Here is a 15,243-nt window from a genome sequence, read left to right on the forward strand (position 1 = left end):
GATGGCCTTCTGGGCGGCCACCGGCGGCACCTGGATCAACCTGCTGGCGGTGTTCAGCGGTGGCCTGCTGGGCTCGCGCCTCGGCAGCCGTCTGCCCGCCGATCTCAGGGGGCAGTGGCAGCAGTGGCTCGGCGTGATCACTCTGCTGCTGGCCATCGAAATGGTTCAGCCTCTCTGGAGCCTGCGGCTCGGGCCCTTCCCGGCCGTGCTGACGGCCCTGCTGGTGCTGGTGCTGGGCTCCTGGCTCGGTCACTGCCTGGCCCTTGAGCGCAGGCTTGAGGCCTGGCTGGCCAGCTTCAACCGCCCCCGCGCGGCTGACCCATCCCGCGGCGCTGCGGAGGTGGTGAGCGGTGCCTTCGTGCTCTTCTGCATCGGTCCGATGACCTTGCTGGGCTGTCTGCGCAATGGCGCCTTGGGGGATCCCGATCTCCTGCTGGTGAAGGCCGGCCTCGACGGCCTCAGCGCGGCGGTGCTGGCCGCCGGGGTGGGTCTGGTGGTGCTCTGGGTGCTGCTGCCGCTCGGTGTGTTGCAGTTCGGCCTCTCCGGCGTCGGCGCCCTGCTGGCCACTGGTGTGGGCGATCCCTCCCAGGCGCCGGCGGTGCTGTTCACGGCGGCCGTGGGTGGGCTTCTGGTGCTGGCCCTGGCCCTAGATCTGTTGCTGCTGCCCCATCCTTCGGTGGTGAACGGCCTGGCGGCCCTGGTGCTGGCCCCCGCTGCGGGCTGGCTGATGCAGCCATGACCTCTCCCCTGGCCGCAGGGGTGGTGGTCGCCCTGATCAGTCTGCTGGCGGTGCTGGGGCCCCTGCTCGGGCTCTCACCCTGGTGGATCGCCCTGGCGGTGGCGCTCTGCCTCGGTGGTCTGAGCCTGGATGCCTTCCGCTTCGGGGGCCGGGGCGGCCATCTGCTGGCCGAGGCCATGCCAGGCGGTCAGTTGCGGCTGCGGCGCATCGCCACCCATGAGGCCGGCCATGTGCTGATCGCCGCCCAGGAGGGGATGGTGGTGCGCCAGGTGCTGGTGGGCAGCCTCGCCTGTCTGCGCGTGGGCCTCAGCGCCGGCGGCACCACCGAGCTGGAGCCTCCGGCCAGCGCCAAACTGGCCCTTGAAGACCTGCGCCGCTGGAGCCGGGTTCTGCAGGCGGGCATGGTTGCCGAGCAGGTGATCTTCGGCGACAACGTCGGCGGCGCCGATGATCGCGCCCTGCTGGGCCGGCTCTGGGGCCTCTCGGGCCACGACGTGGACACGGCCCAGCGCGAACAGCGCCGAGCCCGCCGCGAGGTGGAGCAGTGCCTGCGGAAGCGGCGCGAGGATCTGGATGGCCAGGCCCAGACCCTGCTGGCGGCGGCACCGCGCCTGGGCCGGGGCCGGGGCTCCCCGCCAGACAGCTCACACCAACCGCCCTCGGGCGCCGCGGCGCCGACGGAAGACTCCGGCGCCGAGCCGGGCCGATGACGCTGGCCCTGCTGGATTGCCCCACCGGCCTGGCGGGCAACATGCTGCTGGCGGCCCTGCTCGATCTCGGCGTGCCGCCAGCGGTGGTCCATGCCCCCCTGGCCGATCTGGGTCTTGCGGGCACTTACGCGCTCGAGATCAGCGAGCGCCGCAGCGGCGGGCTGCGGGGCCTGCACCTGGAGGTCGTGGACCAGGACGCCGACCCCCCGGCGCGCACCTGGCAATCCCTGCGTCGCACCCTGCTGGCGGCCCCCTGGCCCGAGGCGCTGCGGGCCAGGGTGCTCTCCGTGTTCGAGCTGCTGGCGGAGGCCGAAGCCAGCGTTCATGGCCATGCACCCGAGCAGGTGCACTTCCATGAAGTGGGGGCCCTCGATGCCCTGGTGGATGTGGTGGGGGTCTGCGCCGCCCTGCTGCACCTGGGCATCAGCCGGCTGGAGTGCACCCCGCCGCCGGCGGGGCATGGCACCGTGGCCACGGCCCACGGCCTCCTGCCGCTGCCGGCCCCCGCGGTGCTGGAGATCGCCCGCTGCCATGGCATTCCCCTGGCCTCCGCGGCCGGCTTCCCCGCCGGCGAACTCACCACTCCCACGGGTCTGGCCCTGATGGCGGCATGGGCGGAGAACTTCGGCCTGCCCCCGGCCCACCGGCCGCGCCAGGTGGGCATCGGCCTGGGCAGCCGTCAGCTCGACCGTCCCAACCTGCTGCGGCTGGTGCTGGCCGATCCGGTGGAGGGGCCCGGGGCCTCCCCAGGGCCCTCCCAGGGCGAGCAGGAGCTGGGGCCCGCTGTGGAAACCGTGCTGGAGCAGCAGGCCCAGATCGACGACGCCACCCCTGAAGACCTGGCCGTGCTGCAGGAGGCCCTGCGCCAGGCCGGCGCCCTGGAGGTGTTCTGCACGCCGATCCAGATGAAGAAGGGACGCCCCGGCTGGCTGGTCACGGCCCTGGCCCACCCGGTCATGGCGGCCAGTCTGCGGGGTGTGTGGTGGCAGCACAGCACCAGCCTGGGTCTGCGCGAACGCAGCCAGCCTCGCTGGGTGCTGCCCCGGCGCCAGCGGCTGCTCCCCACCCCCCTGGGGGAGGTGCCGATCAAGCAGGCCCTGCTGCCCGACGGCCGCTGGCGCAGCAAACCAGAACACGACGCCTTGGTGGGGCTCGCCCGCAGCCACAATCTCAGCATTGAGCAGGTGCGAGCCGTGGTTGAGGAGGCCCTGCGCAGCCCGTGTGATCAGGGGCAGCCTGGTGCCATTGAGGAGGCCCGATGAGCGGGCGTCTGGGCGGCCTGGCGAGTGGCCTGAAGCGGCAGTTTCAGGCCAGGGTGGCGCGCCTGCCTGCCCCGCCCGGCGGGCTGGGGCTCTGGTTCACGCTGCTGAGCTTCGGGTTTCTGCTGGCGGCCCTGGTCAACCACGGCCGCCAGATGCTGCAACTGAGCCTGGACCTGCAGGGCTGGCTCTGGCTGCTGCTGGCGGTGGGGGCAAGCCTGCTCAGCCTGGTGGCCAATGGGCTCGGCTTTGGCGCGGTGTTGCTCTGGCTGGGGCAGCGTCCCCGCTGGGCCGCCTGGTGCGGATGTATCTCGACACCAACCTGCGCAAGTTTCTGCCGGGGGGGATCTGGCACCTCACCAGCCGGCTGGCCCTGCTGCGGGATCCTGCCGGTCCGCTGCGCAGCCCTGCGGCTTTGCCCCAGGCCCTGGCGGCCGTGCTGCTTGACCCGATGATTGCCGCCGTGGCAGCCCTGGCCCTGGTGGCGGCCGATGGCTGGCGCAGTGGGGTGGCCCTGGTGGCGCTGCTGCCCCTGTTGCTGTTGCTGCCCCGCTGGTTGAGGCCCCTGCTGCTGGCCCTCGAACGGCGCCGGGGCCCCCAGCTGGATCTGGCGAGTGGCTCCGAGACGCTGGCTGTGGGCCAGAGCGACGTTCCCCTGCCCGGTGCCTATCCCGTGGCCCCGCTGCTGGCCCAGCTGGGTTTCGTGCTGCTGCGCTTCGGCGGCTTCGCTTGCTGCGTGCTCGCCTTTGAGCTGCAGGGGTCCCTGGGGTGGGGCGGCTGGCTGGCGGCCTTCGCCCTCGCCTGGACCGCCGGCCTGGTGGTGCCAGGCGCTCCCGGGGGCATTGGCGTGTTCGAGGCGGTGCTGCTGCTGCGGCTCGGCGGCCAGATCGCCGAAGCGCCGCTGCTGGCCATCGCCATCAGCTACCGGCTCGCGGTGACCCTGGCGGATCTGCTGGCGGCCCTCACGGCTCGCCTGGACCAGCGCCTGGATCGCCCCACGGGCAGGAGCGGCCCAGGAGCTCGACCTGTGGTCTGAGTGGCGCCCCTGAGCTGCGAGCCATGCCGCCATGGCCATGCTTCGCAATTGCGCCTATTGTTGAGAAGCCTGGGCTCGCTGTGGTGCCTTCCCCCCCCACCCCTGGTTCCAGGGCTGCCGCCGCAGGGCCCACGGGGGGCCCTGAGGGCCTGCTCAGCGACAGCGAGGGGCTGCGCAACAGCCTGCATGACCGCGGTCAGCGGCTCACGCCTCAACGCCAGCGGGTGCTGGCTTTGTTTGAGCAGAGCGGTGAGGGCACCCACCTCAGCGCCGAAGAGGTGCATCAACGCCTGCTCAGAGCCAGCGAGCGGGTGTCCCTGGCCACCGTCTACCGCACCTTGAGGCTGCTCAGCTCGATGGGCCGCCTGCAGGAGCTGGAACTGCCGGAGGGGCGGCGCTTTGAGTTGGCCGGTGATACCACCCGCGATCACCACCATCTGGTGTGCGTGCGCTGCGGTCGCACCGAGGAATTCGAGAACACCGCGGTGCTGGTTGCCGGCCACGAGGCGGCCAAGGCCCACGCCTTTCGTCTGCTCGACTGTGTGCTCACGGTGCGGGCCCTCTGCCCCCGCTGTGCCGAACAGTCCTGAACTCCGCCCCGTTGGCTCTCCCCTTCCCGGTCTGGTTGCGTTCCTACAGGCCTGAATGGCTCCGCTTCGACCTGGTGGCAGGGCTCACGGCGGCGGCCGTGGTACTGCCCAAGGCCCTGGCCTTTGCCACGATCGCCGGCCTACCGGTGGAAGTGGGGCTCTACACGGCCCTGGTGCCGATGGTGGTGTATGCGCTGCTGGGCAGCTCGAGGCCCCTGAGCGTGAGCACCACCACCACCCTGGCCATCCTGGTGGGCAGCGAGCTGGACCGGCTCGGTGTGGCCCAGGATCCGGCTCAGGCGCTGGCGAGCAGCAGCCTGCTGGCCCTGCTGGTGGGCCTGATGCTGCTGGTTGCCTCGCTGCTGCGGCTGGGCTTCGTCGCCAGCTTCATCTCCGAGTCAGTGCTGGTGGGGTTCAAGAGCGCGATCGGCGTCGTGATCGTGGTCGACCAGCTGCCCAAACTGCTGGGGGTGTCGATCGACAAGCTGGGGCTGTTCCGGGACCTGGCGGCGCTGGTGGCGGCGTTGCCCCAGGCGTCTCTGGCCACCGTGGCCCTTTCCTTTGGCCTGGTGGCCCTGCTGATCGGCCTGGAGCGCCGCTGGCCCCGTCTGCCGGCGCCGCTGCTGATGGTGGTGGTGGCGATCCTGCTCACCGCCGGGCTGGGTCTGCCGGAGCGCGGCGTGGACGTGGTGGGGGCCATCCCCAGTGGGCTGCCGGCCTTTCAACTGCCTTTCCTCAACAGCGCAGGCCCATCCCCCCTGGCCCTGGCCAACCAGCTGTGGCCGGCCGCGGCCGGCATCGCCGTGATGAGTTTCACCGAGAGCGCCGCGGCCTCGCGGGCCTTCCGCGAGATGGGCGAACCGGCGCCGGATGCCAATCAGGATCTGCTGGCCCTCGGCGCCGCCAACCTGCTGGGGGCCTGCTTCGGCGCGATGGCGGCGGGCGGCGGCACCTCCCAGACCGCTGTGAACCGCAACGCCGGCGCCCGCACCCAGCTGGCCGCGCTGGTCACGGCGGCCGCCACGGTGGCCACCCTGTTGGTGCTGGCGCCCCTGATCGCCCTGATGCCCCAGGCCGCCCTGGCCGTGGTGGTGATCGCCTATGCCCTGGCGATGATCGCGCCGGCTGAATTCCTGGCGATCCGCCGCGTGCGGGCCCAGGAGTTTCGCTGGGCGGTGGTGGCCTTCCTGGGGGTGGTGTTCCTCGGCACCCTCAAGGGCATCTTGGTGGCGGTGGTGCTGTCGCTGCTGTCCCTGGCGCAGCAGGAGGTGAGCCCTGCCGTCTACGAGATGGGCCGCAAGCCCGGCACAGATGGATTTCGCCCCGTCTCGCCCCAGCACCCTGAGGATGAAACCTGGCCCGGGCTGTTGATCCTCCATCCCGAGGTCGGCTTTTCTTTGCCAATGCGGAGGCCGTGGCCGGCCGCATGCGGCAACGCATCCATCAGCGCCGGCCCAGGGTGGTGGTGCTGGATGGCAGCGCGGTGATCGACCTGGAATACTCGGCGCTCAAGGCCCTGGTGGAGGCCGAGCGCCGGTTGCGCCGCGATGGCACCGAGCTGTGGATGGCCGGGCTGAATCCGGAAGTGCTGCAGGTGGTGCGCCGCTCCGAGCTGGGCAGCCGCCTCGGGCCGGGCCGGCTCCACCTCACTGTGGAGCGCGCCGTGGAGCGTTTCCTGCAGCACGAGGCCGGCGACGGCTCCTGAGCGGGGCATCATGGGCGCCAGCCGTGCTGAGATCACGAAGGATGTGGCGTTCCCTGGTTTCAGGCCTGCTGCTGGCCCCGCTGTACTGGCTGCCGACTGTTCCAGTTGCGGCCCAGATCCAACCCCTGCCCTCCTGGAACGAGGGCGCTGCGCGCCAGCGCATCCTTCAGTTCGTGGCGGCGGTGACGACACCGGGTGGCCCTGACTACGTGGCGCCGGCGGAGCGCATCGCCGTGTTTGACAACGACGGCACGCTCTGGGCGGAGCAACCGATGTATGTGCAGCTGGCCTTCGCCATCGATCGAGCCCGCACGCTGGTGAGTCAGCAACCTGAGCTGGCCGCCCATCCGGTGCTCGCTGCGGCCGCTGCGGCCGGTCAAGCTGAGGCGATGCCCAGCATGGGCATCCCAGAGCTGCTGGAGCTGGTGGCCCTCACCCATGCGGGTATGGATGCCGAGGCGTTCCGGGAGCTGGTCGGCGACTGGTTCGCCAGCGCCTGCCATCCCACCTGGAAGCGTTCCTATCGCGCGCTCACCTACCAGCCGATGCGGGAATTGCTCGACTACCTCAGGAGCCACGGTTTCCAGACCTACATCGTCTCCGCTGGTGGCGTGGAGTTCGTTCGGGTCGTGAGCGAGGAGCTCTACGGCATTCCCCCCGAGCAGGTGATCGGCTCGTTTGTGGCCAGCCGCTATGCCCTCCAGGAGGGGCTGCCGACGATCGTCCGCCAGGCGGAGGTGCAGCTGATCAACGACGGGGCCATCAAGCCCGTGATGATCGAGCAGGTGATCGGCCGTCAGCCCATTGCCGCCTTCGGCAATTCCGATGGCGACTTCGAAATGCTGGAGTGGACCACCAGCCAGCCTGGGGCGAGCCTGGGGCTGATCCTGCACCACGACGATCCGGAGCGGGAGGTGGCCTACGACAGCCCGTCGTCCATTGGCCGCCTCGATCGGGCCCTCAAGGAAGCGCCCGGGAGGGGCTGGATGGTGGTGTCGATGCGCGACGACTGGGCCCGGGTGTTTGCCGATCCTCCAGCCCGACCTCTGGAGGCTGAGTGCCCCTGACGCAGTCGCGCCTGGGCCGGCGGTCATAGGTTCATGTCCTGCTCAAGACTCCCCTCCTTGGCCCAGCTCGCGGCCGCCCTCCCCGGGCTCACCCTGTTCGCGATCATGTTTGCCCTGGGGCTTGGCCTGCAGCCCCAGGCCCTGGGGCAGATCCGCCGCCGACCCGCCTTGGTGCTGCGGGTGCTGATCGGCTCCTGTGTGCTCGTGCCGCTGGTGGCGCTGGTGCTGTTGAAGCTGCCGCTGAGCGCCGCCCTCTCGCCGCCAGTGCGCTTCGGCATCGCCCTGATGGCCATCTCGCCGAGTGCACCGCTCACCTTGCGCAAGGCAGGAAAGCAGGGGGGCGATCACCAGCTGGCGGCAGTGCTGCAGGCCTGCGCGGCGGTGGCGGCGATTGTGTCGATTCCCCTGCTGGCCGATCTGTTTCGGGCCTCGTTCGGCATCGAGGGCTGGGACATCGGCCCCAGGCAGGTGGCCATGCAGGTGAGCCTGGCCCAGGTGCTGCCCCTGCTGGCCGGACTGCTGCTGCGGCGTTGGCGGCGGGGCCTGGTGGAGCGGCTGGAGGGGCCCCTCAACAAGCTGGCCAATGGTCTGTTCCTCCTGCTGGTGCTGGTGGTGCTGATCAGGGTTGGCCCTGTGTTGCTGCCCTTCGTGGCGGCCAACCTGCCGGCCCTGGGTTTCATGGCGGTCATGGTGGCCACGGCGCTCGTGATCGGTTCCCTGGCTGCTGGTCCAGCGCCCGGGGAGAGCCTCACCGTGGCTCTGGTCACCTCGATGCGCAATCCGGGCCTGGCCCTGGTCTTTGCCACCACCTACGGGGCTGGGATGCCCGCCATCAAGCTGGCCGTACTGGCTTACCTGCTGGTCACCGTGCTGCTGTCGGCTCCCTTCCTGCGCTGGCAGAAGGGCCTGCTGGCGCGGGTTTGAGAACCGCAACGGCTCATGAGCCTGGGGCTGCAGCGCGCAGAATGCAGGGCAGGTTCAAGCACCAACCCACCATGCCGAACGGCCAACCCAACATCCTCATCCTCTGGGGCGACGACATCGGCCAGAGCAACCTCAGCTGCTACAGCGATGGGCTGATGGGCTACCAGACCCCCAACATCGACCGCGTCGCCAACGAGGGCGGCCGCTTCATCCACTACTACGCCGAGCAGAGCTGCACCGCCGGCCGGGCGGCCTTCATCTCCGGCCAGAGCGTGTTCCGCACCGGCCTCAGCAAGGTGGGCCTGCCCGGCGCCGAGCTCGGCTACCGCACCGAGGATCCCACCATCGCCTCGCTGCTGAAGCCGCTGGGCTACCGCACCGGCCAGTTCGGCAAGAACCACTTCGGCGACCGCGACGAGCACCTGCCCACCAACCAGGGCTTCGACGAGTTCTTCGGCAACCTCTACCACCTCAACGCCGAGGAGGAGCCGGAACTGCGCGACTACCCCACGGCGGAGGAGCTGCCCGACTTCCGCAAGAATTTCGGCCCCCGGGGGGTGCTGCACTCCTGGGCCAACCCTGACGGCAGCCAACGGATCGAGGACACCGGCCCGCTGACCAAGAAGCGGATGGAAACCTGCGACGAGGAGTTCCTGAAGGAGGCCAAGCGCTTCATCCGCGATGCGGTGGCTTCCGGTGAGCCCTTCTTCGTGTGGTTCAACACCACCCACATGCACTTCCGCACCCATGCCCGACCCCAGGATTTGGGCCGCAGCGGTCGCTGGCAGTCGGAATACCACGACGTGATGATCTATCACGACGAATGCATCGGCGAGATGCTCAACCTGCTCGACGAGCTGGGCGTTACCGATGACACGATCGTGATGTACAGCACCGACAACGGGCCCCACATGAACAGCTGGCCTGACGCCGGCATGACTCCCTTCCGCAACGAGAAGAACTCCAACTGGGAAGGGGCCTACCGCGTGCCCGCCCTGGTGCGCTGGCCGGGCAAGATTGCGCCCGGCACCCTGTTCACCGAGATCGTGAGCCATCTCGACTGGCTTCCCACCCTGGTGGCCGCTGCCGGGGAGCCCGAGGTCAAGGAGAAGCTCAAGGCCGGATACCAGGCCGGCAGCCGCCACTACCACGTGCATCTCGACGGCTACAACATGCTCGACTACTGGACGGGCAAAACCGAGAAGAGTCCCCGAGTGGAGTTCTTCTACTTCTCCGATGACGGCGACCTCACCGGTCTGCGCTACGACAACTGGAAGATGGTGTTCATGGAGCAGCGGGCCACCGGCACCCTCCAGGTGTGGGCGGAACCCTTCACGGCCCTGCGGGTGCCGAAGATCTTCAACCTCAAGACCGACCCCTACGAACGGGCCGACATCACCTCCAACACCTACTGGGACTGGATGCTCGACCACGCCTTCATGCTGGTGCCGGCCCAGACCTACGTGGCCCGCTTCCTGGCCACCTTCCAGGAGTTCCCGCCCCGTCAGAAGGCGGCCAGTTTCTCGCTGGAGGAGGTGATGGAGAAGATGCTCAGCACCACAGGGCATTCCTGAGTTGCTCCCCCCAGCGGGGGGACAACGCCATCACGGGCGCCGCAGCACCTGCTGCGGTCTGCCCGGCTCAATGCCCGCCGCATCGAAGGCGCCCTTGAGCCGCCGGCGCAATTCGCGGGCCACTCCCCATTGCTTCAAGGGCAGGGTGCGGATCCAGAGCTTGAGCCGCACGCCGCTCTGGTCGAGCCGGTCCACTCCCAGCAAGGAGGGCTGCTCGAGGATCTGCCCTTGCCAGGCCGGGTCCTCCGCAAGCGCGCAGGCCACCCCTTCCAGCACCGCGCAGGCCTGCTCCAGATCACTATCCCAGGCGATGTCGATCTCGAAGTTGATCCGCGACCATTCCTTGCTGCGGTTCTCGCTCACCCGGATCATGCCGTTGGGGATGGTGATCACCTCCCCCTGAGCCCCTCGCAGTTGCGTCTGCACCAGGTTCATTTCCTCCACAAGGCCGCTGTGGCCGTTCACGGCGATCGAATCACCGATGGCAAAGCGGTCTGTGGCCAGGATGCGCACGCCGCCGATCAGGTCTTCCACCAGGCCGCGGGCCAGAAAGCCCACCGCCACGGCCACGATCCCTGCCCCAGCCAGCACCTCGGGGTTGATCCCGAACAGCAGCACCGTGAAATACAGGCCCAGGAGTGTGGTGCCGATCACGATGCCGCCCCGGATCACCCGGGCATTGGTCTCCAGGCGGATCTGGGGGCGCAGGGAATTGGGCTGGGCCATCTGGGCTTCTTCGGCCCAGCGGTTCAGACGCCGCATCACGGCCCAGATCAGCAGCCCTTCCAGCAGGATCACCCCGATCCAGATCAGTGGAATCCCTGCCGATTGCTGCAGCAGTGCCATCGCCGCCAGGCGTGTTTCCGGGAAGATGAACAGGGTGATCGTGACCGCCATCACCGCCAGGGCGATGCGTACCACCTGCAGGATCTTCAGGCGGAAGCGGGAGCGCCGCTGGCGTTGCTCGAGATGCTGCAGCCTGCGCAGCTGCAGGTCCTGTCCCACCTCAGGCAGCGCCGATTTCAGCTCCTCCATGGCCTGGGCGCAGCTGTGGCTGATCCGGCGCAGCTGCGCCAGGGCCCGGGTACTGAGCCCAACGCCCAGCGACCCGAGCACCAGGGTGAGCAGGGCACCGCTCCAGCGGGCCCAGGGGAAGTGCCGATCGAAACTGGCCCCCCAGAGCGCTTCGCTCAGGGTGCGCTCGAAGATCGCCTTCCACTGCTGGGCGAGGGCCTGGCGGTCCAGCCCGTTGGCGATGCTGTCGGGCCCGGTCAGGGTCACCAGGGTGACCTGCGGCGTGTTCCTGTCTTCGTCAGCGGGGAGATAGATCACCGGGCTGCGGTTCTGAACGCCCACCGCCAGCGAGGGGGTGAGTGGATGGCGAGGCTTGCCGCGGCGGTCCAGCCAGAACCCTCCCCCCCGCCGGCTCGATCGGACCGAACCGGGCTCCACCTGGTTCTCCCGCAGGGAGGCGATCCGCTTCAGGCTGGTCGCCACGGCCGTCGCCCGCGCCTCCACCCGCGCCGCTGCCGCCGCCGCTCCCCCTTCGGCGTCGCTGGCCAGCACCGCCACTGTGATCTTCGGTTCACCGGGGCCGAGGGGAATGTGGGGATTCACCACCTGGCTGCACTTCAGCCGGCCGCAGGATCTGGCTCGGTCCAGATCCCACCACTGTTTGCTGGCCAGCGGGGGCGGCCCATCGCCTCTGCTGCTCTCGCCGAGATCCAGAGCGGCGGTAGCCCCCATGGTCAGGCCTGGCCCCAGGCTGAGGACCGTGGCCAGGCCCATGGCGAAGGCCACCGCTGCGGCTGGCAGGCGACGACGTGTCAGCTGAAGCAGAGTGTCCAGCATGGTCTGCGGCGTGCGGAAGCGCTGTCGCTCCATGGTCACCCCTGGGGCGTTGCCACCCGCGGCTCCGGTCCCCACACTGCGGGCAGTGCCCTTGCCCCCGCTTGGCTCCTTCCACCGCCGACACGCTGCCCGCACCCGCTCCTCAGCGCTCGCCCGGCCGGCCGCCGGCGCGGGACATGGTGTGGATCCCCGCGGGCAGCTTCACCATGGGCTCCGATGCCCATTACCCCGAGGAGGCCCCGGCCCACCGGGTGCAGGTGGAGGGCTTCTGGATTGATCGGGCGCCGGTCACCAATGCCCAGTTCCTCAAGTTCGTGAAGGCCACGGGCCACACCACCGAGGCCGAGCGACCCGCCGATCCCGCCGACTACCCCGACGCGCTCCCAGAGCTGCTGGCCCCCGCCTCGATCGTGTTCGTGCCGCCTCCGGGCCCGATCAGCACAGGCGATCCCTACCGCTGGTGGCAGTACGTGGCCGGCGCCAGCTGGCGCCACCCCGAGGGTCCGGGCAGTTCGATCAAGGGCCGCGACCACCACCCGGCGGTGCACATCGCCCATGCCGATGCCCTCGCCTATGCCACCTGGGCCGGCAAGGCCCTGCCCAGCGAGGCCCAGTGGGAGCGCGCCGCCCGGGGCGGCCAGGAGGGTTGGGAGTTCGCCTGGGGCAATGAGCTCCACCCCGGTGGACGCCCCATGGCCAACACCTTCCAGGGCGACTTCCCCCACTACAACAGCCGCCTTGACGGCTTTGAGCGCACTTCGCCGGTGGGTTCGTTCCCTCCCAACGGCTACGGCTTGCTCGACATGATCGGCAACGTGTGGGAGTGGACCGACGACTGGTACGGCGACCATGCCGCCCTGGTGTCGGCCCACAAGGCCGCGGGCGGTTGCTGCACGATCGAGAATCCCCGCGGCCTGGGCCGCGAGGCCAGTATCGACATCACCTCCCAGCACGGCTCGATTCCCCGCAAGGTGGTGAAGGGCGGCTCGTTCCTGTGCGCCCCCAGCTACTGCCGCCGCTACCGGCCAGCGGCCCGCATGGCCCAGGGCATCGATACCTCCACCTGTCATCTTGGCTTCCGGTGCGTGGCAGGGGCCTGAGCAATGGAGCAGGCGCTGCTGGAGTCCGCCCTGGAGGGTCTGTCCGGTGGCCTGCGGCTGTTGCTGGAAGGTCTATCGGTGGTGACGGTGGGGCTGGGGCTGGCGTTGACCCTGGGCCAGGCCCTGCGCTTGAGGCGCCGAGGGGGCTACCGCCGTCGTCATCCCCGCCCGTTCAACAGCCTGCGGCTCACCTTCGGCAGCTGGCTCTCGCTGGCGCTGGAGTTCCAGCTCGCTGCCGACATCGTGGCCACCACCACTGCCCCCTCCAACGAAAATCTGATTCAGCTGGCAGTGGTCGCCGTGATCCGCACCTTCCTGAATGTCTTCCTGGCCCGGGAAGTGGAGGCTGAGCAGAAACTAGAAGATGCCCTCTCCAGCCAGGATGCTGCTTCGGCAAAGGCACTTGGGGGCATTCCCAGCACACCATCCTCACCAGGTTAACGGGCCTCAGCCACGATGGGAAACCTCAACAACGAACTGGCCAAGGAGCGCAACCGAGCGGCGGCGGAGCGCACGATGATGGCCTGGATTCGTACCTGCCTCTCGCTGATCAGCTTCGGTTTCGGCCTCGACAAGATCATCGGGGCGATCAACAGAAGCCGCTTCGAAGGCAGTGGCCATGCCGGCCTGAGTGTGCGGCTGGTGGCGATGGGTTTTGTGCTCACCGGCATCCTGGCGATGGCCGCTGCCACCCGGCAGCACCTGCACACGCTCAGATTGATTCGACGCGACGACTTCGTGTATGTGGATCAGCGCTCGATCACCACGTTCACGGCCATTGCCCTCACGATCATCGGCATTGCCGCCTTCGCGCTGTTGGTCACTGGCTCTGTGGCGATCTAACTCCCATGCCCCAATCCGCAGGCCTTCTGGTCACGGCCACGATCGTGACGCTCATGCTAAGCCTCGGCCTGGGCCTGAAGGACTATCCCTTCGTTTTGCTCAGGGATCGGCCCGGCTTCCTCTGGCGGGTGCTGCTCGGCACCTGCCTGCTGGTGCCCCTGGCCGGCCTGGCGCTGGTGCTTCTGCCCCTGCAGGCCCTGTTCTCACGGCCGGCCTGGGTGGCCATGGCCCTGATGCTGGCCTGCCCCAGCGCCCCCCTCATCCTGTTTCGGGTGCGCAGCAGTGGCGGCACCGCTGAGCTGGCGGCACGGCTGCAGATCGCGGCGGCGCTGCTGGCCACCGTGTCCATTCCGCTGCTGGCCATCGTGTTCAAGGCCAGTGCAGGCCTGAGTGGCTGGCCAGTGAGCGGTTGGGAGGTGAGCCCGATCGCCGTGGCGGTGCAGGTGCTGAAGGTGCAGGTGCTGCCTGTGATCGCCGGGGTGCTTCTGGCCCAGTGGCGGCCGCTCCTGGCTCAGCGCTGCAGTGCGGTGCTCGGCAAGCTGGCCACCCTGCTGCTGGCGTTGGTGATGATCGCCCTGCTGGGGCTGAGCGCCCGCCAGCTGCTGCCATTCCTGCAGCAGAACCTCGCTGGCCTGGCTGCCATGGCTGGCCTCAGCGTGCTCTCCCTGGCGATCGGCTATGGCCTGGCAGGGCGGGATCCCCTGGAGCGGCGCACGGTTGCCTTGGTGAGTGGCATGCGCAACACGGGCCTGGCGGCGGAACTGGCCTTCACCTATGCGCCACCCGAGGTGCTGCCGGACTTGATTCCGGCCATCCTCAGCTACGTGTTGATCACAGTGATCATGTCCACCGTGTTTCTCCGCTGGCAGAAGCGGGACCTGGTCAGGGCCGGCTGAACAGATTCAGAAGAAGAACTTCACGCCAGCCTCGATGCCATTTTGGTAGCTGGTGAACCCACTGGCAGGGGTGTTGCCATTGCCATACTGCAGTCCCAGATAGCGCCAGGACAGGGTGAGATCGGTGTTGTTTCCCACCGCGTAGCCCAGGCCGATCTGGGCATTACCGGACACATTCTTGGCGCCGCTGAAATCGAAGCCGCCGATATCGGCCCGGGCAAAGGCCCGCAGCTTGGGCGAGAGGAAATAGGTGCCCTGGATTCCCGCCAGGGGCTGGGCCCAGGTGCGATCAAACGACCGCTCGGCGCCGAGCACAATCTGCTCAGGCCCGTTGCTCTGCAGTTGGGCCCGTACATCGAGGCCCACATCAATCACCCGCACCCCCATGTACGGGATCAGGCTGAAGCTGCCGGGTTTGGCCACGGCCGATTCGGGGTCACCGAAGCGATAGCGCACGGCCAGGTCGTAGATCCCCTGGGTTGAGCCGATGTCTGTCTTGGCGGTGATGCGGCCCCGGGGGGTCGTTCTGCCGATCTGGGCGCCCAGCTTCACGTAGCTCAGATCCGTGAGCAGGCCCCAGCGGCCCCGCTCCACGCTTCCCCGCACAAAGGTGGCCCAGTCCAGGGCGGAGAGGATGTCGCCGAGATCGAGATCCACATCGCTCTCGAACCCGTTGATGGTGGTGGTGCCCGTGGTTCTCAGTGGCGTAAAGCCGTAGATCTCGAGGGTGCCCGACCAGTCGGGAGCCTGTTCTGGTTCAGGGCTGTCGGCCATCTCCTCAGCCCGGGCCGCGCTCACTCCCACCATCGTGGAGGCGACTAAGAGGCCGGCTGCCAGGCAAAAGGGGATGGGTGCCATGGCTCTGCAAGGGGCTCGCACGCGAAGTCGATGGCATGGCGCTCCACTGTCTCATCCGCCCTTGGGGCAGGGGCGGGTGGTCTATTGCAGC

At 69.0% G+C, this 15,243-nt stretch carries 16 protein-coding genes; 14 read left to right on the forward strand and 2 right to left on the reverse strand.

Going from position 1 to position 15,243, the window contains the following annotated elements; genetic code table 11:
- The first annotated feature begins 1 nt into the window (after position 1).
- The 10 genes from IQ220_RS12145 to IQ220_RS12185 all read left to right on the forward strand — a co-directional run bounded on the left by IQ220_RS12145 (position 2) and on the right by IQ220_RS12185 (position 9,604).
- Entirely contained in the window at positions 2 to 739 is a 738-nt protein-coding gene (locus IQ220_RS12145; protein WP_193915269.1) for a DUF554 family protein, read from the forward strand.
- Complete coding sequence (locus tag IQ220_RS12150) at positions 736 to 1,449, forward strand: hypothetical protein (RefSeq protein ID WP_228009174.1); 714 nt, start codon at positions 736 to 738, stop codon at positions 1,447 to 1,449. The genes IQ220_RS12145 and IQ220_RS12150 overlap by 4 nt, the downstream gene beginning before the upstream one ends.
- Positions 1,446 to 2,711 (forward strand): LarC family nickel insertion protein, encoded by a 1,266-nt coding sequence (locus tag IQ220_RS12155; protein ID WP_193915271.1) that lies wholly within the window; start codon positions 1,446 to 1,448, stop codon positions 2,709 to 2,711. The genes IQ220_RS12150 and IQ220_RS12155 overlap by 4 nt, the downstream gene beginning before the upstream one ends.
- A gap of 301 nt (positions 2,712 to 3,012) precedes the next feature.
- Complete coding sequence (locus tag IQ220_RS12160; protein ID WP_370566463.1) at positions 3,013 to 3,744, forward strand: UPF0104 family protein; 732 nt, start codon at positions 3,013 to 3,015, stop codon at positions 3,742 to 3,744.
- Between the two features lie 83 nt (positions 3,745 to 3,827).
- Positions 3,828 to 4,334 carry a Fur family transcriptional regulator gene (locus IQ220_RS12165; protein ID WP_370566464.1) on the forward strand — a complete coding sequence of 169 codons (507 nt, stop codon included), beginning with the start codon at positions 3,828 to 3,830 and terminating at the stop codon, positions 4,332 to 4,334.
- Positions 4,335 to 4,369: 35 nt separating this feature from the next.
- Positions 4,370 to 5,821, forward strand: a complete 1,452-nt coding sequence (locus IQ220_RS12170) for a SulP family inorganic anion transporter (RefSeq protein WP_228009175.1) — start codon at positions 4,370 to 4,372, stop codon at positions 5,819 to 5,821.
- The gene (locus IQ220_RS15835) at positions 5,761 to 6,039 is read left to right on the forward strand and encodes an STAS domain-containing protein (RefSeq protein WP_228009176.1); all 279 of its coding nucleotides are present in this window, start codon (positions 5,761 to 5,763) and stop codon (positions 6,037 to 6,039) included. The genes IQ220_RS12170 and IQ220_RS15835 overlap by 61 nt, the downstream gene beginning before the upstream one ends.
- Positions 6,040 to 6,080: 41 nt before the next feature.
- Positions 6,081 to 7,106: an HAD family phosphatase gene (locus IQ220_RS12175; RefSeq protein ID WP_193915275.1), complete on the forward strand. Its 1,026-nt coding sequence runs from the start codon at positions 6,081 to 6,083 to the stop codon at positions 7,104 to 7,106.
- A 57-nt stretch (positions 7,107 to 7,163) separates the two neighbouring features.
- Positions 7,164 to 8,030 carry a bile acid:sodium symporter gene (locus IQ220_RS12180; RefSeq protein WP_228009177.1) on the forward strand — a complete coding sequence of 289 codons (867 nt, stop codon included), beginning with the start codon at positions 7,164 to 7,166 and terminating at the stop codon, positions 8,028 to 8,030.
- A 71-nt stretch (positions 8,031 to 8,101) separates the two neighbouring features.
- Positions 8,102 to 9,604, forward strand: a complete 1,503-nt coding sequence (locus IQ220_RS12185; RefSeq protein ID WP_193915279.1) for an arylsulfatase — start codon at positions 8,102 to 8,104, stop codon at positions 9,602 to 9,604.
- A gap of 30 nt (positions 9,605 to 9,634) precedes the next feature.
- Here IQ220_RS12185 and IQ220_RS12190 read toward each other — a convergent pair whose 3' ends face one another.
- The gene (locus IQ220_RS12190; protein ID WP_193915281.1) at positions 9,635 to 11,488 is read right to left on the reverse strand and encodes a mechanosensitive ion channel family protein; all 1,854 of its coding nucleotides are present in this window, start codon (positions 11,486 to 11,488) and stop codon (positions 9,635 to 9,637) included.
- Positions 11,489 to 11,631: 143 nt separating this feature from the next.
- Between IQ220_RS12190 and IQ220_RS12195 the strand changes: the two genes are divergently transcribed.
- From IQ220_RS12195 to IQ220_RS12210, 4 genes are read left to right on the forward strand one after another with little or no spacing between them, the layout of a single operon-like run.
- Positions 11,632 to 12,555 (forward strand): formylglycine-generating enzyme family protein, encoded by a 924-nt coding sequence (locus IQ220_RS12195; protein ID WP_193915366.1) that lies wholly within the window; start codon positions 11,632 to 11,634, stop codon positions 12,553 to 12,555.
- A gap of 3 nt (positions 12,556 to 12,558) precedes the next feature.
- Positions 12,559 to 12,996: a DUF1622 domain-containing protein gene (locus tag IQ220_RS12200; RefSeq protein WP_193915283.1), complete on the forward strand. Its 438-nt coding sequence runs from the start codon at positions 12,559 to 12,561 to the stop codon at positions 12,994 to 12,996.
- Between the two features lie 15 nt (positions 12,997 to 13,011).
- Entirely contained in the window at positions 13,012 to 13,398 is a 387-nt protein-coding gene (locus IQ220_RS12205; RefSeq protein WP_186699159.1) for a YidH family protein, read from the forward strand.
- A gap of 5 nt (positions 13,399 to 13,403) precedes the next feature.
- Entirely contained in the window at positions 13,404 to 14,294 is an 891-nt protein-coding gene (locus IQ220_RS12210; protein ID WP_193915285.1) for a bile acid:sodium symporter family protein, read from the forward strand.
- A gap of 6 nt (positions 14,295 to 14,300) precedes the next feature.
- Here the strand turns inward: IQ220_RS12210 and IQ220_RS12215 are convergent, their stop codons facing one another.
- Positions 14,301 to 15,152, reverse strand: coding sequence for a hypothetical protein (locus IQ220_RS12215; RefSeq protein ID WP_228009179.1), 852 nt, complete (start codon positions 15,150 to 15,152; stop codon positions 14,301 to 14,303).
- Positions 15,153 to 15,243: the final 91 nt, after the last annotated feature.

The sequence above is a fragment of the Cyanobium sp. LEGE 06113 genome, assembly GCF_015207615.1.

Coding starts and splice junctions, on each gene's coding strand:
- IQ220_RS12200 (WP_193915283.1), top strand. CDS start 12,559: ATGGAGCAGGCGCTGCTGGAGTCCGCCCTGGAGGGTCTGTCCGGTGGC.
- IQ220_RS12195 (WP_193915366.1), top strand. CDS start 11,632: ATGGTGTGGATCCCCGCGGGCAGCTTCACCATGGGCTCCGATGCCCAT.
- IQ220_RS12215 (WP_228009179.1), bottom strand. CDS start 15,152: ATGGCACCCATCCCCTTTTGCCTGGCAGCCGGCCTCTTAGTCGCCTCC.
- IQ220_RS12210 (WP_193915285.1), top strand. CDS start 13,404: ATGCCCCAATCCGCAGGCCTTCTGGTCACGGCCACGATCGTGACGCTC.
- IQ220_RS12205 (WP_186699159.1), top strand. CDS start 13,012: ATGGGAAACCTCAACAACGAACTGGCCAAGGAGCGCAACCGAGCGGCG.
- IQ220_RS15835 (WP_228009176.1), top strand. CDS start 5,761: ATGCGGCAACGCATCCATCAGCGCCGGCCCAGGGTGGTGGTGCTGGAT.
- IQ220_RS12160 (WP_370566463.1), top strand. CDS start 3,013: ATGTATCTCGACACCAACCTGCGCAAGTTTCTGCCGGGGGGGATCTGG.
- IQ220_RS12150 (WP_228009174.1), top strand. CDS start 736: ATGACCTCTCCCCTGGCCGCAGGGGTGGTGGTCGCCCTGATCAGTCTG.
- IQ220_RS12145 (WP_193915269.1), top strand. CDS start 2: ATGGCCTTCTGGGCGGCCACCGGCGGCACCTGGATCAACCTGCTGGCG.
- IQ220_RS12155 (WP_193915271.1), top strand. CDS start 1,446: ATGACGCTGGCCCTGCTGGATTGCCCCACCGGCCTGGCGGGCAACATG.
- IQ220_RS12175 (WP_193915275.1), top strand. CDS start 6,081: ATGTGGCGTTCCCTGGTTTCAGGCCTGCTGCTGGCCCCGCTGTACTGG.
- IQ220_RS12185 (WP_193915279.1), top strand. CDS start 8,102: ATGCCGAACGGCCAACCCAACATCCTCATCCTCTGGGGCGACGACATC.
- IQ220_RS12190 (WP_193915281.1), bottom strand. CDS start 11,488: ATGGAGCGACAGCGCTTCCGCACGCCGCAGACCATGCTGGACACTCTG.